This is a genomic window from Streptomyces sp. NPDC052721 (genome assembly GCF_040678315.1).
Classification (GTDB): domain Bacteria; phylum Actinomycetota; class Actinomycetes; order Streptomycetales; family Streptomycetaceae; genus Streptomyces.
In genome coordinates, this window is sequence record NZ_JBFATL010000002.1 from 265,208 (window position 1) to 282,227 (window position 17,020).

Annotated in this window: 17 protein-coding genes, 1 tRNA gene and 2 pseudogenes; 10 read left to right on the forward strand and 10 right to left on the reverse strand. The window is 69.8% G+C overall.

Annotation, left to right across the window (positions count from 1 at the left end):
- Positions 1-403 precede the first annotated feature (403 nt).
- From AB0L21_RS03215 to AB0L21_RS03225, 3 genes are read right to left on the reverse strand one after another with little or no spacing between them, the layout of a single operon-like run.
- Positions 404-826 carry an arsenate reductase ArsC gene (locus tag AB0L21_RS03215; protein ID WP_365702426.1) on the reverse strand — a complete coding sequence of 141 codons (423 nt, stop codon included), beginning with the start codon at positions 824-826 and terminating at the stop codon, positions 404-406.
- Positions 827-857: 31 nt separating this feature from the next.
- A complete protein-coding gene (locus AB0L21_RS03220) occupies positions 858-1,592 on the reverse strand; it encodes an MIP/aquaporin family protein (protein ID WP_365781923.1) in 735 nt (244 codons plus the stop codon).
- Positions 1,589-1,963: a metalloregulator ArsR/SmtB family transcription factor gene (locus AB0L21_RS03225; RefSeq protein ID WP_365702430.1), complete on the reverse strand. Its 375-nt coding sequence runs from the start codon at positions 1,961-1,963 to the stop codon at positions 1,589-1,591. The genes AB0L21_RS03220 and AB0L21_RS03225 overlap by 4 nt, the downstream gene beginning before the upstream one ends.
- A gap of 105 nt (positions 1,964-2,068) precedes the next feature.
- On the opposite strand from AB0L21_RS03225, the gene arsM reads away from it, so the two are divergent.
- Positions 2,069-2,926, forward strand: a complete 858-nt coding sequence (gene arsM, locus AB0L21_RS03230) for an arsenite methyltransferase (protein ID WP_365781924.1) — start codon at positions 2,069-2,071, stop codon at positions 2,924-2,926.
- Positions 2,927-3,097: 171 nt separating this feature from the next.
- Positions 3,098-3,493: pseudogene (locus tag AB0L21_RS03235) on the forward strand (DUF5994 family protein); the annotation flags it as partial.
- Between the two features lie 147 nt (positions 3,494-3,640).
- On the opposite strand, the gene AB0L21_RS03240 reads toward AB0L21_RS03235, so the two are convergent.
- Positions 3,641-3,892, reverse strand: coding sequence for a hypothetical protein (locus tag AB0L21_RS03240; protein WP_365781926.1), 252 nt, complete (start codon positions 3,890-3,892; stop codon positions 3,641-3,643).
- A 415-nt stretch (positions 3,893-4,307) separates the two neighbouring features.
- Between AB0L21_RS03240 and AB0L21_RS03245 the strand changes: the two genes are divergently transcribed.
- Positions 4,308-4,751 carry a hypothetical protein gene (locus AB0L21_RS03245; protein ID WP_365781928.1) on the forward strand — a complete coding sequence of 148 codons (444 nt, stop codon included), beginning with the start codon at positions 4,308-4,310 and terminating at the stop codon, positions 4,749-4,751.
- Positions 4,739-5,230 (forward strand): hypothetical protein, encoded by a 492-nt coding sequence (locus tag AB0L21_RS03250; RefSeq protein ID WP_365702440.1) that lies wholly within the window; start codon positions 4,739-4,741, stop codon positions 5,228-5,230. The genes AB0L21_RS03245 and AB0L21_RS03250 overlap by 13 nt, the downstream gene beginning before the upstream one ends.
- Before the next feature lie 623 nt (positions 5,231-5,853).
- Here the strand turns inward: AB0L21_RS03250 and AB0L21_RS03255 are convergent.
- A complete protein-coding gene (locus AB0L21_RS03255; RefSeq protein WP_365702442.1) occupies positions 5,854-6,273 on the reverse strand; it encodes a hypothetical protein in 420 nt (139 codons plus the stop codon).
- Positions 6,274-6,731: 458 nt separating this feature from the next.
- Here AB0L21_RS03255 and AB0L21_RS03260 point away from each other — a divergent pair, with 458 nt between their 5' ends.
- Positions 6,732-6,875, forward strand: a complete 144-nt coding sequence (locus AB0L21_RS03260) for a hypothetical protein (RefSeq protein ID WP_365702444.1) — start codon at positions 6,732-6,734, stop codon at positions 6,873-6,875.
- A 170-nt stretch (positions 6,876-7,045) separates the two neighbouring features.
- A pseudogene (locus tag AB0L21_RS03265) lies at positions 7,046-7,281 on the forward strand (oxidoreductase); the annotation flags it as partial.
- A 58-nt stretch (positions 7,282-7,339) separates the two neighbouring features.
- Here AB0L21_RS03265 and AB0L21_RS03270 read toward each other — a convergent pair.
- From AB0L21_RS03270 to AB0L21_RS03280, 3 genes are all read right to left on the reverse strand, one after another.
- Positions 7,340-7,412 (reverse strand) — tRNA-Arg (locus AB0L21_RS03270).
- Between the two features lie 44 nt (positions 7,413-7,456).
- The gene (locus AB0L21_RS03275) at positions 7,457-9,100 is read right to left on the reverse strand and encodes an IclR family transcriptional regulator C-terminal domain-containing protein (protein ID WP_365781930.1); all 1,644 of its coding nucleotides are present in this window, start codon (positions 9,098-9,100) and stop codon (positions 7,457-7,459) included.
- A 125-nt stretch (positions 9,101-9,225) separates the two neighbouring features.
- On the reverse strand, positions 9,226-10,536 hold the full coding sequence (locus AB0L21_RS03280) for a M6 family metalloprotease domain-containing protein (RefSeq protein ID WP_365781932.1): 1,311 nt from the start codon (positions 10,534-10,536) through the stop codon (positions 9,226-9,228).
- Between the two features lie 406 nt (positions 10,537-10,942).
- Here AB0L21_RS03280 and AB0L21_RS03285 point away from each other — a divergent pair, with 406 nt between their 5' ends.
- Both AB0L21_RS03285 and AB0L21_RS03290 read left to right on the forward strand, forming a co-directional pair.
- Positions 10,943-11,590: a helix-turn-helix domain-containing protein gene (locus AB0L21_RS03285; RefSeq protein ID WP_365702451.1), complete on the forward strand. Its 648-nt coding sequence runs from the start codon at positions 10,943-10,945 to the stop codon at positions 11,588-11,590.
- A gap of 215 nt (positions 11,591-11,805) precedes the next feature.
- Positions 11,806-13,344: an MFS transporter gene (locus AB0L21_RS03290; protein WP_365781934.1), complete on the forward strand. Its 1,539-nt coding sequence runs from the start codon at positions 11,806-11,808 to the stop codon at positions 13,342-13,344.
- A gap of 32 nt (positions 13,345-13,376) precedes the next feature.
- On the opposite strand, the gene AB0L21_RS03295 is transcribed toward AB0L21_RS03290, so the two are convergent.
- Complete coding sequence (locus AB0L21_RS03295) at positions 13,377-13,889, reverse strand: MarR family transcriptional regulator (RefSeq protein ID WP_365702455.1); 513 nt, start codon at positions 13,887-13,889, stop codon at positions 13,377-13,379.
- A 104-nt stretch (positions 13,890-13,993) separates the two neighbouring features.
- On the opposite strand from AB0L21_RS03295, the gene AB0L21_RS03300 reads away from it, so the two are divergent.
- Positions 13,994-14,785 carry a class III extradiol ring-cleavage dioxygenase gene (locus AB0L21_RS03300; RefSeq protein ID WP_365702457.1) on the forward strand — a complete coding sequence of 264 codons (792 nt, stop codon included), beginning with the start codon at positions 13,994-13,996 and terminating at the stop codon, positions 14,783-14,785.
- An 87-nt stretch (positions 14,786-14,872) separates the two neighbouring features.
- Here AB0L21_RS03300 and AB0L21_RS03305 read toward each other — a convergent pair whose 3' ends face one another.
- Complete coding sequence (locus AB0L21_RS03305) at positions 14,873-15,391, reverse strand: N-acetyltransferase family protein (protein WP_365781936.1); 519 nt, start codon at positions 15,389-15,391, stop codon at positions 14,873-14,875.
- Positions 15,392-15,610: 219 nt separating this feature from the next.
- Here AB0L21_RS03305 and AB0L21_RS03310 point away from each other — a divergent pair, with 219 nt between their 5' ends.
- The gene (locus AB0L21_RS03310; protein ID WP_365702461.1) at positions 15,611-16,609 is read left to right on the forward strand and encodes a sigma-70 family RNA polymerase sigma factor; all 999 of its coding nucleotides are present in this window, start codon (positions 15,611-15,613) and stop codon (positions 16,607-16,609) included.
- Positions 16,610-17,020: the final 411 nt, after the last annotated feature.

Consider the following 17,020-nt stretch of genomic DNA (forward strand, 5'->3'; position numbering starts at 1 on the left):
GCCCAGCGCTCGCCGGCAGGAGGTTCGATCCGCGCCCGCTCCGGCCGCCGCCGTCGACTGGTGCGACGGACGGGCTACCGAGTGGCACTGCGGAGTGGTTGGCCGTACTCGATCACGGCCAGCAGGTCACGCGCATGTGTGCTCCGCTCGCCCAGGGCCCCCACTTGCGCCGGGAGCGTCTGCCTTCAGCAGCCGGCGATGTGACGGCACACCAGGTCGACGGGGAGGGCGACGCCGGCGACGAGACCCGCGCCGGGGCTGCACAGCCACAGGACGGCCTGGGCGATCTCCTCAGCGGTGCCGAGCCGGTTGGCTGGCCTCGGCTCCGGCCCGGTCGAGCAGTGCTGCGTGAGGTGTGCTCCGTCCGTGCGGGGAGCCGGCGTCGCGCCGACGGCCAGGGCGGTCAGGCCACCGCGGGAATCCCGAGTTCGGCGAGCAGGCCGCGTACCCGTTGTTCGATGGTGTCCCGGATCGGCCGGACGGCGTCGACACCCTGCCCGGCGGGATCGTCCAGCTGCCAGTCCAGGTACCGCTTGCCGGGGAAGACCGGGCAGGCGTCCCCGCAGCCCATGGTGATCACCACGTCCGAGGCCCGCACCGCCTCGCTGGTGAGGACCTTGGGTGTCTGGGCGGAGATGTCGATGCCGACCTCCGCCATGGCCTTGACGACGGCGGGGTTGACCGCGTCGGCGGGGGCCGAGCCGGCCGAGCGGACCTCGACCTGGTCACCGCCCAGGTGGGTGAGGAACGCGGCGCCCATCTGGGAGCGGCCGGCGTTGTGGACGCAGACGAACAGGACCGTGGGGCGCGGGGCGGGGGTACTCATGGCAGGCGTCTTTCGGGAGGGCGGGAGGGGGTCAGGAGGAGGCCAGTTCGGGTTCGCCGTGCGGGACGGCGACCTCGTCGGCGGCCGGGGCGGGACGGCCGTACACCGCGATGACGGCACCCAGCCCGAGCACGGCTCCGACCAGTTGGGCGGCGATGAACGGGGCGACGGAGGCGGGGGCGATTCCGGCGAAGGTGTCGGTGAAGGCCCGGCCGATGGTCACTGCCGGGTTCGCGAAGGAGGTGGAGGAGGTGAACCAGTAGGCGGCACCGATGTACGAGGCCACGGCCACCGGCGCGAGGGAGGCATCGCCGACGCGGTCGAGTCCGGAGATCAGCAGGATCAGCCCGGTCGTGGCGACCACCTCACCGAGCCACAGGTGAGAGGCGGACCGGTCGTGGGTGGACCACTCGGCCAGCGGCTTGGCGAACATCGCGTCGGCCAGGATCGCCCCGCCGATGGCTCCGGCGATCTGTGCGGGCACGTACGCGGCCACGTCCCGCAGGGGCAGGCCGTCGGCCTTGCGGCGGCCGGTGAACCAGGCGGCGAGGGTGACGGCCGGGTTGAAGTGGGCGCCGGAGACCGGCCCGAGCACGGTGATCAGCACGCCCAGGCCGAAGACGGTGGCGAGGGAGTTGGCGAGCAGCTGCACGCCCACGTCGCGCGACAGCTCGGTGGCCTGGATACCGGAGCCGACCACCACCGCCACCAGCAGCCCGGTTCCCACGGCTTCAGCGGCGAGGCGTCGGCCCAGGGGCGCGGTCACGCGGTGTTTCCGGCGGTCTGCGGCGTGGTCAGGAATGCGGCGAGCCGGTCCAGGACGCCGGGCAGCACCCAGTAGTACACCCAGGTCCCGCGCCGCTCGCAGTCGATGAGCCCGGCCTGCCGGAGCAGCTTGAGGTGGTGGGAGATCGTCGGCTGGGACAGCTCGAAGGCCGGCGTCAGCTCGCACACGCAGACCTCGCCGCCCTCCCCACGTGAGGCGATCATCGACATCAGCCGGAGCCGGACCGGGTCACCGAGGGCCTTGAAGACCTTCGCCAGCTCGGCCGCCTGGTCCTCGTTCAACGGCGCGGCGGACAGTCCTGCGCAGCAGGCGGTGTCCTGCCCGATCACCTCAAGCTCTTGTTTCGACATACGTCTATGTTGACGTTTTTCGATCCAGGGCGCAAGGTTGCATCAACGAACGTCAATACAAGCCGTTCCGGGGCACCGCCATGCCCCGTCACCTGGGAGTGAGTCATGAGCGAACAGTCCACTGACCTGCGCGAAACCGTCCGCCGGCGCTACGCCGCAGCGGCCGTGAAGGTCACCGAGGGCGGCGCCGCCTGTTGCGGGCCGGAGCCGGTCGAGGCCGACGAGAACTTCGGCTCGGCCCTGTACGCCGCCGACGAGCGCGACACGCTGCCCGCCGAGGCCGTCGCCGCCTCCCTCGGCTGCGGCAACCCCACCGCCGTCGCAGAACTGCGCGAGGGCGACCACGTCCTCGACCTGGGCTCGGGCGGCGGCATCGACGTCCTGCTCTCCGCCCGCCGCGTCGGCCCCACCGGCAAGGCGTACGGGGTGGACATGACCGACGAGATGCTGGCCCTGGCCCTGGCCAACGCCGAGAAGGCCGGTGCGACGAACGTCGAGTTCCTGAAGGGCACCATCGAGTCCGTCCCGCTGCCCGCGAACACCATCGACGTGGTGATCTCGAACTGCGTGATCAACCTGTCCGTCGACAAGCCCGCCGTGTTCGCCGAGACCTTCCGCGTCCTCAAGCCCGGAGGCCGTATCGGCGTCTCCGACGTCGTCGCCGACGACACCCTCACACCCGAGCAGCGCGCCGAACGCGGCGACTACGTCGGCTGCATCGCCGGCGCCCTCTCCTTCGCCGAGTACCGCGCAGGGCTGGAAGCCGCGGGGTTCACCGACATCGAGATCACCCCGGCCCATTCGGTCGCGGACGGAATGCACTCGGCGATCGTCCGTGCCACCAAGCCGGTGACGGCCGATGCCTCCTCCAGGGCTGCCGAAGCGGCCGACGCCTGCCGCTCCTCGGCCTCTCGTACCGGCGCTGCGAACGCCCTCCCGTCCGACGGACGGAAGGGCCTCTGACGAGGTGCCTGTCTGTGCCCTCGCAGGATTCGAACCTGCGACACCCGCTTGAGGAGTTTTCCCTGGGCGGGGTCGTGCCCTGAGACGTCGGCGCGTCCGGTGCTCGGAGCAGCGTGGCAGACGCGAGGCGAGTCCCGTTTTCGCACCAACTCCCGAAGACGGGTGGTCCTCATGACCGGTTCGGATACACCTCCTGTTCCCCGGCGTCTCCCCAGCGGCGTCCACGAGACCGTGCGGCCGGGGTGCGCGCTCCTCCGGCTGGAGACGACCGCATCACGCGAAGGAGTCCTCGACGGTGCGTGGTGGCCGCGGTCGCGCGACATCGGGGCCGAGCTGCCCGAGCTGCTGAGCGCCCTCATCGCACATCTGGGCCCCGTGACCCGCGTCGGGCTGGACACCGCGGCCTGGGCAGGGCTCCCGACGCGGATCGTCGTCGACGACCGGGTGGTGCACATCGACTCCTTCCCGGTGGGTGACGACACCGTCCTGATCACCCGGGGCGACCGGGACCTCTTCTCCCTGCTGGTGGTCCCGCCCAACGCGACTCCCGAGGCCGCCCGCGCCGCGGGCGCGGTCCCTGGCGCGGCGGAGCGCCCATGCTTTCGGGCTGCTAGGGCAGGTCGCGGCGGCCGGGGCGGAGACAGGAGGCAGGCCGCGCCGCAGAGGCGGCGCGCGCCCGCGCCGTGTGCGAGCCTTGAACCAGAAAGTTGTAACTCAGTCGCTGGGGCTGGTGGTTTGATCAGGCTCCGGCCTGCGGGCTTTCGCGATGTGGCGGCCGTGTTCAGCAGCTCGTAGCAGTGACTGGGCTACCCGTTCAGCGTCGTCGGGGTGAAGGTAGATCTCCTGGGTCCACAGCACCGACAGGCGCACAGTGCCGTTCAACAGGTTCGTTGCCACGTCCACCTCGACGCCGTTGCCGGCGGCGTCGGTGACCTTCAGGTCCAGGTCGCTGCCGTAGGCGCTCATGTACCTGAGCATGCCTGACTCCCCACGAGGAACCCTCGCCCGTCAACCTCAGCTCCTCCTCAGAAGATCCACGGAACCTTCGCCTCCGGCATGTCCCTGCCATACGGTCAGGCCATCCGACCGCCTCCAGAGCGGTCCCCACCGGATGGGCGTTCCTGTGCAAATCTCAGCACGTCGCACCATGCTTGTTCCCGCGACCGCGCTCCTGCTGTGCACGGCCGTGGCTGGGCCTGCGCTGGCCGAGGATGAGGCGCCATCGACTGCCTCTTCGACATCTACACAAGCCGATGACTCCCTCATCAACACGTCCCCGCCCGATCAGCCTGAGGAAGATGTCAGCGAGGTCCCTGCTGATGAGGTAGACAAGCAGCCCGAAGTACCTGCGTCTGAGGCCAAGCCGCCACTTCCCGGCGATGTGCCGGCTGCTGCCGACTGCGCCCCGGCTCACGGCGTCTACATTCCCACCAAGCAGGGCCGCAAGTACCACCGGGCGGTAGGCCCCACCAACTCGAACTACAACGGAACGTCAAGGACCGCCAAGTCGACCTTCACGTCGGAGGTCACCGGCGAGGTAGGCGTGGCCGTCACCGGCGAGCTGGAGACATCGGTGGGCACGCTGCTTGCCAAGGTCAAGGCCAAATACCAGGTGACCGTGTCCGCCAAGCTGACGGCCAAACTGGGGAACTCCATCGCGGTGGACACACCGTCCCACAAGACCACCCACGCGACGTACGGTGTCTGGCGACTCAAGCACACCGGCAAGAGCTACTGGCTGCACCAGAACTGCACCACCACACCGGAGCGCACCGTCGTCAGTTACTCGCCCTTCCGCATAGGGTGGTACCTGTGGGAAAGCTGAGCCCGCTGGCAACCGCAGCCACGTTGACCGCTGTCACGGTTCTTGCCGTCGGCTGCAGCAGCGACGATGGCAAGGCGTCGGACGCTGGCCCGAAAGCCTCGCCTCACTCATCGTCCTCTTCGACGCGGACGCCAACGCCTGATCGCGCCGAACACATACCCGGTGAATCCGTGACCAAGGCACCTGCCCTACCGGACGGAGATGTTGTCGCTCAGGCGGTGAACGCCAGCGGCAACCGGGAGATGGACGTCAAGGGCGGCCTCAAGGGCGGCCCACTGGCAGTCCTTGTGAATTGCAAGGGCAACGGTAAGCTGACTGTCGAGGTTAAACCGGTCGGATTGAGCTTCCCGCTTGAATGCGTTGCCGGGGAAGTCAGCAGCACCTATAACCAACTGGATCTGAAGCGCACGCGTCAGCAGGGAACGGTGAGTGTGACCGCACCCTCGAACGTCCGGTGGGCAATCACCGTCGGACGTTGAGGCCCGGCTTCAGGTACGAGGCCGGTCCTTCGGTGCCAGATGAGAGGGGACACCCCGGGTCTGGGGCTGAACTCATAGGCGCAGGGTGGGAGTTCTGTCCGGCGAGCTAGGGGCAGGTAGGTCACGGGTCGGATGGTCCAAGTGACGCGGGTGCCCGCGTGTGTGACCGACACCGTGCAGGGCTCCGACCGCAGTAGGTAGGGCTCGTTGTGGGTTCAAATCCCACACCCACCGCGCAGGTGAACGGCCCCCGGCCAGCAGGTTGGCCGGGGGCCGCTCTCATGCACTTTGTCCTGTTGGTGTCAGCCGCTGATGTCAGCAGCCGCAAGCGGTCTTCACGAACATCATGTTCACGTCGTTCAGGAAGACGGTGAACAGCAGGTTCGGCTCCGACTAGAAGCCGAAGAAGTGAAGGGCCGGGTCCCTGACCTGCGGCTGTGAAATCGATCAACGCTGCGACCTGCGACTTAGCTGTCGGTGGTTGTCAGCGTGGTCGTCGTTGAGCACCCCCGCACGGCCTGGAGACGGCCTGAGCGGGAGTGTCGCGTGCTGCACCTAGAAGCGAACTATGGGCGGACGGTCACTGAGGTTTGCAGCTGGGCAGGTGATCATGCGGTACTGCTTCAGTCGGCTGCTGTGACCGAGCAGTCCTTAAGCGCGATGCTGAGGAGTTCACAGGCCGCGACATCCTCCCCGGCCTCCAGGCCTTCCGCCTCTTTGGATCGAGGCTTCTGCAGATACGCCGCTGCCGCACGAGTCGCACCACTGAAACAGGTCGGATTCTGATCGACGATCAGGCCGAGGATCTGCAGTTGGGCCGACTCCGCGTATGCGTTCACGGAGTTGAGATAGTCCTCATCACGGGCTTCGCGCTTCTTCTGCTCCCGCAGCTGATCGGCCCGCTTCCCGAAGTCGTTGCTGGCCTGTCGGCACGTAGCGGACTGCTCGGATGTGCTGTCGTGCCGCGTCGCTCCGACGGCGTACCCGCCTGCGGCGAGCGTGACTGCTCCTGCGCTAGCCAGCGCGATCATCGAACGCTTCATGGCCGGGAATCGTATATGCCCAGGTAAGGATACTGATCATCTTCGGAGAGGCTCGTAGCCAGTCGATGCAATGATGTGATCGCTCTGTGTTCTGGTGAGGGTCAGTCATTGCGCGCCAGTATGACGCCCGCGGGGACAAGCGCGGTCGGCGCAGCGAGTTTGGAAGATCGCGTATGCGGATGCGCGGTGACTTGGCGAGACGCTGACCAGCGCGTGAGTGGCTTTCTTGCCGGTGTTCCCTGCTATTCCCCGAAGCTTGCCGCTGCAACGGGCACGTATGAGGCACGGGCTGAGGAGCTGACATGGTTTGACGCGTGGGCCTTGGCGCGGTCACAATAACGGCACGCCTACTTCAGTGATGATTCCCTGTGTAGGTCGAGGTGGAGTGCTGGGCAGTGCGTAGCCCTACTTTTTATCCACATTTCGACTACACCCCGTTTCGACAAAGGGTGTAGTCTGTGCTGTTTGAGATCGTGGCCCTTCTGGGCATCGTGCTCCTCCCCATGGTCCGTCTGGTGATCGGTATCGTCGCGCTTCGTCGGTGCGACAGCCGTGACGTGCCGGAGGTCGTGAAGGCTTTGGCCTTCGGTAAGAAGCAGTAGCTCCAGAGACTGAAGCCCTGGCCTCGATGGTTCAGGGCTTCGGTTTTTTGCGGGAGCGGGCGTGGTTCAGGGGCGTCAATGCATGGGTGGATTCTGGCGGGCGGGTCTGACATGGGGCGTAGGAGGCTCCTCCGAACTCGTACCCCCCAACACGCTTACTCGTAGACGTTCAGTCCGCCGGCCTCCGCGTCATCCGGTTGCACGATGCCCCGCAAGGCACCGCAACCCTCCTCACGGCGGCCGGAGTCGCACCCTGCGTGGTGATGGAGATCCTGGGCCATAGCCAGATCAGCATCACCATGGACGTCGACACACACGTCGTGCAGGACCCCAGCGTGAGGCCATGGGCCACATGGACCGGCTGCTGCGGAAGAGGCGCCCGATCGCGGGTGACCGCCCCCGTTGATGTCAGAAGTAGATGTCAAAGGCCCCGAACCATGATCGGTCCGGGGCCTTCTCCCTTGTGCCCCCGGCAGGATTCGAACCTGCGACACCCGCTTTAGGAGAGCGGTGCTCTATCCCCTGAGCTACGAAGGCGTGGGTGGGCGTCCTGGTGGGCGCTCGGTCCACAGGGTACCGGATCAGGACGGGGGGACGTGGGTGAAGCGGGATGCGGTGTGGAGGTCCTGCTGGATGTGGTCCGCCGTCGCGTGGAGGGCGGGGAGGAGGTCGTGGACGCAGTCCCGCAGGGTGCGGCGGGCCGCGTGGGTGGAGATGTTCAGGGCGGCCACCGTCCTGCCCGTGCGGTCCCGTACCGGTACGGCGATGGACCTCAGGCCCGATTCCAGTTCCTCGTCGACCAGGGCGTAGCCCTGGGAGCGGACCTCGGTGAGCGTGGGGGACAGGGAGGCGGCGGTGTCCGCCAGGAGGACGCGGCCCAGGGAGGTGGCGGTGGCCGGCAGCCGTGTGCCCACGGTGATCTGTACGGTCAGGACCCGGCTCGTGCCCGCCCCGGCCGTGTACTGGATCTCCTTGCCGTCGTTCGTCAGCACCGCCAGTGCCGTCGGTTCCCGCACCGCGTCCGCCAGGGCCCGCAGGTGCGGTTCGGCCAGGCGGGGGAGTGTCGTCCGGGACAGGGGCGGGAAGCCGAGGTCGAGGACGCGCGGGGTGAGGGTGAAGGTGCGGTCGGGGTGTGCCGCAACCAGGCCCAGGTGCTCGTGGGTGAGCAGCGCCCGGCGTGCGGTGGCCCGGGACAGGCCGGTCGCGCGGGCCACCTCCGTCAGGGACAGCGCCGACCGGCCCTCGCCGAACGCCGTCAGTACCGTCAGACCCCGGGCCAGCGATTCCACGAAGTCCCGGCCGAGTTCGTGCTTGGACGCCGTGGTCCAGGCCGCGAGGCCGGCGGGTGCCGGGCCGGGCTCGGGTGCGGGTGCGGTGCGCAGGTCCGTCTCCATCGCCTTCACCGCTGTACGCAGCCGGGGCAGCAGGCTGGTGCGCAGGTCCGTCGCGGAGTGCCGGCTGGTGTGGCTGACCACGCTCGCCACGCAGGCCACTCGGCCGTTGCCGGGGTCCCGTACGGGGACGGACACCGCGACCAGGCCCGGCTCGATCAGCTGGTCGTCCACGGCCCAGCCGTCCCGGCGCGCCCGCTCCACCCGTTCCGTGAAGGAGTGAGTGAAGGAGTCCGTGAAGGAGGAGTCGTCAGATGCTTCCGCTCTCGGGGGGACGGTGGGGAAGGAGGCGTCCTGTGCGTCGCCGGCTCGGCGGTCCCGCCAGCGGGTCCAGTCCGGCTCCGTCCACTCGGTCGCGAACAGCGCGCCCGGCGCGGTCCGTTCGGCCGGCAGCAGGTCGCCGATGCGGAAGCTGACGGACAGCGCGCGGCGGCGGGTGGCCTGGTGGATGAAGCGGATGCCGTCGAGGTCGGCGACCGCGAGCGACACCGACTCGTCCAGCTCGTCGGCGAGGGTGTCGGCGCGTGCGTCGAGCAGCGCGGGCAGGCGCAGGGCGGCCAGGTAGGCGTTGCCCAGCTCCATCACGCGGGGGGTGAGGACGACGTCCCGGCCGTCGAGGCGGACGTAGCCCATGCGGCCGAGGGTGCCGGTGATCCGGTCCACCGTGGAGCGGGCGAGGCCGGTGGCCCGCTCCAGCGCGCTCGGGCTCAGTGTGCCGCCCGCCTCGGTGAGCCGCCGTAGCACCGCGACGCCCCGCACCAACGGCCCGACCGCCTCCACCGGCGTCCCGGCCCCGGCACGGGCATCGGCATCCACTGCGGTCATCGCGGGCATCGTCTCTCCGGTACGGCATCCCATCGGGGCACGCCTACGGTAAACCCCGGTCGGCAGGCCGTGAGCCCGGTAAGTCCCAGTGGGGCAGCCCGGGCCCGTGGACCCGCACCGGCCCAGGCCCACCCTCACGCCCCCACCCCCACCGCCGCTCCCCTCGTGATCCGCACCCGGTAGTTCCCCTCCTCGTCCGTGCTCAGGACCTGGACGGTGATGCCGTGGCGGGGGTCCTTGAAGGTCTCGCCGGTGGTGAAGGGGGCGTCGGAGAGTTCGGCGTGGACGTTGGGGCTGCGGGTGCAGCCGCCGCTGTTGCGGTGGCTGTCGTAGACGGTGACCGGGCCGCGGCCGGTGTCGACGGTGCCGTCGACCTTGTAGATGAGCAGCCCCGGGCGGCACACCGCCTCGTCGTTGCCGCCCTGCGCGCGGACCTCCAGCGCGTAGGTGCTGCGCGCGGTCACCGGCACCAGGACGAGCTTTCCACCGTCCGGCTTGTACAGCGGGGACAGGGTGTACTCGGCGCTGCCCCGCGCCGCCGCGCAGCCGACCTGGCCGCCGTCCAGCCAGCCCAGCTTCCACTTGTGCCAGCCGAGCAGGTCGTTGTTGGCGCCCCAGTCCTCGCTCATGATGTCCCAGTGCCCGACCGCGCTCCCGCCCTCCTGCGTGTAGAGGTCGGGCAGGCCGAAGGTGTGGCTGTTCTCGTGCGGCAGCACGCGGTAGCCGGTGCGGGAGTAGGAGCCGGAGCCGTCGTCCTGGCGGGAGTAGACGAAGGAGGCGTTGGAGATGCGGACGCCGTCGGCGACCGGGGCGTCACCGTTCCCGGCGAAGGTCACGGACAGCACGGTGTCCAGGGCGGAGGGGCCGGCGTTCGGGGTGATGAGCACGTTCAGCAGGTCGTAGTCGCGGAAGTCCACGGTCGGGTCGGCGGCGGCCACGATGTCCTGCACCAGGTTCCGGTAGCCGGGGTCGAAGGGCGCGCCGCGCTCTATGCCGTACGCCTGGAAGGGTTTCGGCATGCGCAGCCAGGTGGTGACGGGGGTCTCGGGGCGGTAGTCGAGACGGCCGTACGACGCGGTGCGGAACCACTCCTGGGTCTGTGGGAAGAACTCGTGGAAGCGGTCCATCGCGCTGCCCGGTCCGGGCGCGTCGGGGAAGTCCACCATCAGGGTCAGGGCGTGGACGGTGCCGGTGGAGTGCGAGTAGCCGGTCGGGGTGGGCAGGCCCTCGGTCATCTGCACGTCCAGGCCGCCATGGATCATGCAGGGTACGAGCGCGGAGTTGCGGGCCAGGTTGTCGGGCCCGGCGGCGGAGGTGGGCGCCGTGAGGTTCCCGGTCCCGGCCGAGGTGCTGACCGCGAGGGTCAGTGCGGTCACCATCGACAGGGCGGCAACCCGGCGCGGGCGTATGCGGCGGCGGGGGCGGGGCTGCGGCTGCGGCTGCATGCAGGGACCTTTCGCGCCACGGCAGCCGCCGGTCTCCGGCTGCACCCTTGCGCTCACCCTGTGTCGGCGGGGCGGCGGGCGCGCGCTGGAGAAGACCGATCGTGGGAAAGCGGGGCCGCAGCGGGGTGAATCCCAGCGGGTGGTGATTGTGTCTCAGCTCACACGACTTCTGGGGGCGAGCGGGAAATAACCGGGGACGGTTTCCCCGTTTAGCCCTGTGTCCGACGGAAACGGGGACCGGGTCCCCGGATCGCGCCCGGCGTGCGAACGCTCACCGTGGAGTGCTCGTCGCAGGATCTTCGGACGCACCAACGCGCACCAATGCGCAGCACCGTGCACCAACGCGCAGCACCGTGCCGCACGGCGTACCACCGTGCAGCACCCCGACCGACCCAAGGAGTTCACCGTGCCCGCCACGACCGCCCCCTCCGTGCGCAAGGCGCCCCGGCCGCGCGCCGACGCCCTGCGCAACCGGGAGCGGATCGTCACCGCCGCCCGCGAGATGTTCGTCGAGCACGGCCCGGACGTGCCGCTGGACGAGATCGCCCGCCGGGCCGGCGTCGGCAACGCCACGGTGTACCGCAACTTCCCCGACCGTGACGCCCTCGTCCGCGAGGTCGTCTGCTCCGTCATGGACCGTACGGCCGAGGCGGCCGAGCTGGCCCTCGCGGAGACCGGGGACGCCTTCGCCGCCCTGGAGCGCTTCGTGCACACCGCCGCCGACGAGCGGATCAGCGCGCTGTGCCCCATGGTGTCCAGCACCTTCGACCAGCACCACCCCGACCTGGAGGCCTCCCGGGAGCGCGTCGAGCAGCTGGTCGAGGAGGTCATGGGCAGGGCCAAGGTGGCGGGGCAGCTCCGGCCGGACGTCGGGGTCGGCGATCTGATGATCGTCGTGGCCCAGCTGAGCCGGCCTCCGGCAGGCACGGACTGCATGCGCGGCGACCGCTTCGTCCACCGCCATCTGCAGCTGTTCCTCGACGGTCTGCGGGCCCCCGCCCGCTCCGCCCTGCCGGGCCGGGCCGTGAACATCAGGGAGTTGCGCGTCTCCTGACCGACGACTGACCGATCAGTTCAGCTCCCGCACCCAGTCCACCCTCCGTAGCACAGCCGCCTCACAGCACGGCCTCTTCATCTTTCCGCCGGACTCCGTTTTCTCGTCATTTTTCCGTCACGCCGTTCGTCACCGTCTCCGTCACGAAGTCCCGAAGCTTCTCCGTCACGAAGTCCCGAACTTCTCCGTCACGAAGTCCCGAAGTGGGTATCTCCATGTCCGAAGCAGCCCTCAAGGCTCCCGGCGCCGCCGCTGTGAGCGGTGACGCCAACCGCTGGAAGGCGCTCGTGTTCATCGCGCTCGCCCAGCTGATGGTCGTCCTCGACGCCACCATCGTGAACATCGCCCTTCCCTCAGCCCAGACCGACCTCGGCATATCCGACGGCAACCGGCAGTGGGTCGTCACGGCCTACGCCCTCGCCTTCGGTGGCCTGCTGCTCTTCGGCGGCCGGATCGCCGATCTGTGGGGCCGCAAGCGCGCCTTCGTGCTCGGCCTCGCCGGCTTCGCCGCCGCGTCCGCGCTCGGCGGTGCCGCCACCACCGGCGCGATGATGTTCGGCGCCCGCGCCCTGCAGGGCGTCTTCGGCGCGCTGCTCGCCCCGGCCGCGCTGTCCCTGCTCGCGGTGATGTTCACCGACGCCAAGGAGCGGGCCAAGGCGTTCGGCATCTACGGCGCCATCGCGGGCGGCGGCGGTGCCGTCGGCCTGATCCTCGGCGGCTTCCTCACCGAGTACCTGGACTGGCGCTGGACCTTCTTCGTGAACGTCCCGTTCGCCGTGGTCGCCGCGGCCGGCGCCTACTTCGTCATCCGTGAGCCGGAGGGCGGCCGCAACCGCAACCCGCTCGACATCCCGGGCGTCCTGCTGTCCACCCTCGGCCTGGTCGCGCTCGTCTACGGCTTCACCCGCGCCGAGTCCGACGGCTGGGGCGACGCGGTGACCGTGTCGATGTTCGTCGGGTCCGTGGTGCTGCTGGTCGCGTTCGCGGTCGTCGAGGCCAGGGTCAAGGCCCCGCTGCTGCCGCTGCGCGTGGTGACCGACCGCAACCGCGGCGGCATCTACCTGTCCCTCGGCCTCGCGATCATCGGCATGTTCGGCCTGTTCCTCTTCCTGACCTACTACCTCCAGGTCGTGAAGGGCTACTCGCCGGTCAAGACGGGCTTCGCCTTCCTGCCGATGGTGGCCGGCATGATCACCGGCTCCACCCAGATCGGCACCCGGCTGATGACCCGCGTCCCGGCCCGCCTGCTGATGGGCCCCGGCTTCCTGGTCGCCGCGCTCGGCATGCTGCTGCTGACCCAGCTGGAGATCGACTCCTCCTACGGCGCCCTGCTGCTGCCCGCGATGGTGCTGCTCGGCCTCGGCATGGGTACGGCGTTCATGCCGGCGATGTCCCTCGCCACCCAGGGCGTCGAGCCCCGGGACGCCGGCGTGGCCTCCGCGATGGTCAACACCTCGCAGCAGGTGGGCGGCGCGATCGGCACCGCCCTGCTGAACACCATCGCCGCCTCGGCGACCACCTCGTACATCACGGAGCACATCGCCGGTGCCGCCTCCAAGCCGCAGCAGCAGCTGGTGATGCTGCAGGGCCAGGTGCACGGCTACAGCACCGCGATCTGGTTCGCCGTCGGCATCCTGGCCGCCGCCGCCCTGATCGCCTTCACCCTCGTCAACGCCGGCCGTCCCGGCGCCACCCCGGTGGCCTCCGGCGAGGGTGTCGAGGACGAGGTGCCGGTGCCGGTGGTGGCCCACTGACCGGCCGTACGGTCCGACCCGCCCTGCGCTGACTAGCGGAGCCAGGGCAGGTCCGCACCCGCTTCGTTGGGCTGGAGGCCCTCGGCGACGATCTCCATGATCTCGCCGAGGGCCTTCTGCTGTTCCGGGCTCAGCCGGTCGAACAGCGCCTGCCGTACGGCGGTGACATGGCCGGGCGCGGTGCGCCGCAGCACCTCGTAGCCCGCGTCGGTGAGGACGGCGAACTGGCCCCGCTTGTCGGAGGGGCAGTCCTCACGTCGTACCCAGCCGTTCTTCTCCAGTCGGGCGATCGCGTGCGAGAGCCGGGAACGGGTGATCTTGGCCTTCATCGCCAGCTCGGTCATCCGCAGCCGGCGACGCGGCGCCTCGGCGAGGCCGACGAGGAGGCCGTAGTAGATGTGCGGCATGCCCGCGTCGCGCTGCAACTGCCGGTCGAGGTGGTCCTCCAGCAGGGTGGTGGCGTGCAGGTAGGCGCGCCAGATGCGCTGTTCCTCGTCGGTGAGCCAGCGGTGCCGTGCGGCGGCGGGGTCCGGTGCCGTGTCCATAGCTCCCACTGTACGAGCCAGCTCCTTGAAACTTGAACAAGTCGCGCGTAGAGTTTCCGTGAGAGCTTGAGAGTTAAAGCATCTGGAGCACGGGAGCCGCCGCGATGTCCGCCACCGCCCAGGAGCGCATGCCCGCCCTGTACCTCAGCCACGGCGCGCCGCCGCTCGCAGACGACCCCGTCTGGCCCGGCCAGCTCGCCGCCTGGTCCGCCGGCCTGCCCCGGCCCAAGGCGATCCTCATGGTCTCCGCGCACTGGGAAGAGGCCCCGCTCGCCCTCGGCGCGGTCGAGACCGTCCCGCTCGTCTACGACTTCTGGGGCTTCCCCGAGCACTACTACCGGGTCCAGTACGCCGCCCCCGGTGCCCCCGCGCTCGCCGAATCCGTCCGCAAGCTGCTGCGCGCCCCCGGCATCCCCGTCCAGGACATCCCCGACCGGGGCCTCGACCACGGCGCCTACGTCCCCCTCGTCGAGATGTTCCCGGCCGCCGACATCCCCGTCCTGCAGATCTCGCTGCCCACCCTCGACCCGGTGCGCCTGATGGACATCGGCCGCAAGCTCGCCCCCCTGCGCGACGAGGGCGTGCTGATCGTCGGCTCCGGCTTCTTCACCCACAACCTGGCCGCCCTGCGGTACGCCGGCCGGGGCGTGCCCAGCTGGTCGTCCGAGTTCGACGACTGGGGGCGGCGGGCCCTGGAGGCCCGCGACTGGGACGCGCTGCTCGACTTCCTGAACAAGGCCCCGGCCGGCCGCTACGCCCATCCGCGCACCGAGCACTTCGCCCCGCTCTTCGTGACCATGGGCGCGGCAGAGGCGGGCGGCGAGCTGGACGCGCAGAAGTCGGTGATCGACGGCTTCTGGATGGGAATGGCGAAGCGGTCGGTGCAGTTCGGGTGAGGTGAGGCTCCGGCCGGGCCGCCACGGTCCGGCTGGGCTACGGCGGTCCGGCCGGGCTACGGCGGTCCGGCTGAGCGGGAGCAGCTTCTAGAGGGGCTTCTCGTACCAGGCCACGTCCCAGTAGCGGCCGAACTTGCGGCCCACCTCGCGGTACGTGCCGACGTACGCGAAGCCGAAGCGCTCGTGGAGCCGGGTGGAGGCCTCGTTCGGCTGGGCGATGCCCGCGTAGGCGCGGTGCACGTCCTCCCCGGCCAGGGCGTCGAACAGGGCGCCGTACAGCAGCGTGCCGATCCCGCGGCGGCCGGCGAGCGGAGAGACGTACACCGAGGTCTCCACGGACGTCGCGTACGCCGGCTTCGGCCGGTAAGGACTGGATGTGGCGTACCCCAGAATCTCCTGTGACTCCGCGTCCGTGGCAACCATCAGCCGGTGCGGGCCGTCTTCCGGGTGGGAGAGCAGCCAAGGGCGGCGCTCTTCCGGAGTGAAGATCGCGGTATCGAACGTGATGGCCGTCTCACGCACATAGTGGTTGTAGATCGCCGTGAGGGCGTCGAGGTCCGCCTCGATTCCCGGCCTGACCTGCACCTCAGTGCGTTCCGACGGCATCTCGCCTCCCAGCGTGGCCGACAGGGTACTGCATGATCAGAAAAATTGGGGGGTGGGTTGGGAATTCTGTCCGGATTCCAGTCGTTGTTTCCCACGGATGCAGGGCACCCGGAGAGAGTCTCGGAGCGAGAGCGAGTGAGCGAGTCCCACAGACTCCCCCCTTCAGTGCCGAGCGTTCGCCAGGACCACCCGCCAGCCCACCATCGCAAGGGAGCACGCATGGCAACCCGTGCCGTCGCCCGTCGTCAGTCCGCCACCGGCGAGACGGCCGACTCGGCAAGCAGTGTTCGCGCTCATGGCGGCGAGATCGCAGACCGCGACCTGGTCGGCATGTACCTCGACGAGATCGCGCGTACGCCGCTGCTCGACGCCGCCAAGGAGGTCGAGCTGTCCCAGACCATCGAGGCGGGTGTGTTCGCGCGGCAGGTCCTCGACGGCGAGGAGGAGTCCAAGACGGACGCCACCCGTGAGGAGCTGGAGGCCCTGGTGGCCGCCGGTGAGCGGGCCAAGGACGTCTTCATCCGCTCCAACCTCCGCCTGGTCGTCGCGGTCGCCCGGCGCTACCCGCGCAGCGGTCTGCCGCTGCTCGACCTGATCCAGGAGGGCAACGCCGGCCTGGTGCGCGCCGTCGAGAAGTTCGACTACCGCAAGGGCTTCAAGTTCTCGACGTACGCCACCTGGTGGATCCGGCAGGCCATCACCCGCTCCATCGCCGACCAGTCCCGCACGATCCGGCTCCCCGTCCACCTGGTGGAGGAGCTGGGCCGCATCCGCCGCGTGCAGCGCGAGTTCAACCGCGAGCACGGCCGCGAGCCGGAGCCGGCCGAGATCGCCGCGGAGCTGGGCTCGACGCCGGAGCGCGTCACGGACGTCCTCGACTGGTCCCGCGACCCGGTCTCGCTGAACATGGCGGTGGACGACGAGGGCGAGACCCAGTTCGGCGACCTGCTGGAGGACACCTCGGCGGTCTCCCCCGAGCAGTCCGTCCTGACCCTGCTGCGCAGCGAGGAACTGGACGACCTGATCGGCCGCCTGGACCAGCGCACGGCCTCCATCATCAAGATGCGGTACGGCATCGAGGACGGCCGCGAGCGCACCCTGACCGAGGTCGGCAAGGAGCACGGGCTCACCCGCGAGCGGATCCGGCAGATCGAGAAGCACGCGCTGCTGGAGCTGAAGAAGCTGGCCCGCCAGACCGGTTTCGACGCGGCGGCGTGACGCAAGGGGTGCACGGGGCGTACGCCCGGTGCGAAAGACGGCGCAAACATGGCGTAGTCCCATCGCTTCAACCGCTGGGCCCGAGGGAACAACCCTTCCGGGCCCAGGAGCGGGCCCCGGGAACCGCACTCCCCACCCACCGCACAGCCCCGGCCGACCCCACGCGGCCGGCCCACGTGAACCACGTCCCGTCGCAATTCCCCCCCCGGCGCCGGGACCTTCCCGAGCCGGGCTTCGGCGCCTATCCCCCCCCCGGGCGCCGGAGTCCGGCTTCTTCTCGTCGTGGGGGCTACGGGGGCCGCGTCCGGCCCTGACGTGCTGGAAAGGCGGCCCACCCCGTACCTGAACCCCGGGGTGGACCGCCGGATGGCAGATTCTGCCACACGGGCATAGCCTGCCGGGATGAGCACC

What these genes read in the sequence shown, in the direction of transcription:
- AB0L21_RS03215 (WP_365702426.1), bottom strand. Translation starts at nt 826, where the DNA reads ATGAGTACCCCCGCCCCGCGCCCCACGGTCCTGTTCGTCTGCGTCCAC.
- AB0L21_RS03225 (WP_365702430.1), bottom strand. Translation starts at nt 1,963, where the DNA reads ATGTCGAAACAAGAGCTTGAGGTGATCGGGCAGGACACCGCCTGCTGC.
- arsM (WP_365781924.1), top strand. Translation starts at nt 2,069, where the DNA reads ATGAGCGAACAGTCCACTGACCTGCGCGAAACCGTCCGCCGGCGCTAC.
- AB0L21_RS03240 (WP_365781926.1), bottom strand. Translation starts at nt 3,892, where the DNA reads ATGAGCGCCTACGGCAGCGACCTGGACCTGAAGGTCACCGACGCCGCC.
- AB0L21_RS03255 (WP_365702442.1), bottom strand. Translation starts at nt 6,273, where the DNA reads ATGAAGCGTTCGATGATCGCGCTGGCTAGCGCAGGAGCAGTCACGCTC.
- AB0L21_RS03275 (WP_365781930.1), bottom strand. Translation starts at nt 9,100, where the DNA reads ATGCCCGCGATGACCGCAGTGGATGCCGATGCCCGTGCCGGGGCCGGG.
- AB0L21_RS03280 (WP_365781932.1), bottom strand. Translation starts at nt 10,536, where the DNA reads ATGCAGCCGCAGCCGCAGCCCCGCCCCCGCCGCCGCATACGCCCGCGC.
- AB0L21_RS03290 (WP_365781934.1), top strand. Translation starts at nt 11,806, where the DNA reads ATGTCCGAAGCAGCCCTCAAGGCTCCCGGCGCCGCCGCTGTGAGCGGT.
- AB0L21_RS03295 (WP_365702455.1), bottom strand. Translation starts at nt 13,889, where the DNA reads ATGGACACGGCACCGGACCCCGCCGCCGCACGGCACCGCTGGCTCACC.
- AB0L21_RS03300 (WP_365702457.1), top strand. Translation starts at nt 13,994, where the DNA reads ATGTCCGCCACCGCCCAGGAGCGCATGCCCGCCCTGTACCTCAGCCAC.
- AB0L21_RS03305 (WP_365781936.1), bottom strand. Translation starts at nt 15,391, where the DNA reads ATGCCGTCGGAACGCACTGAGGTGCAGGTCAGGCCGGGAATCGAGGCG.
- AB0L21_RS03310 (WP_365702461.1), top strand. Translation starts at nt 15,611, where the DNA reads ATGGCAACCCGTGCCGTCGCCCGTCGTCAGTCCGCCACCGGCGAGACG.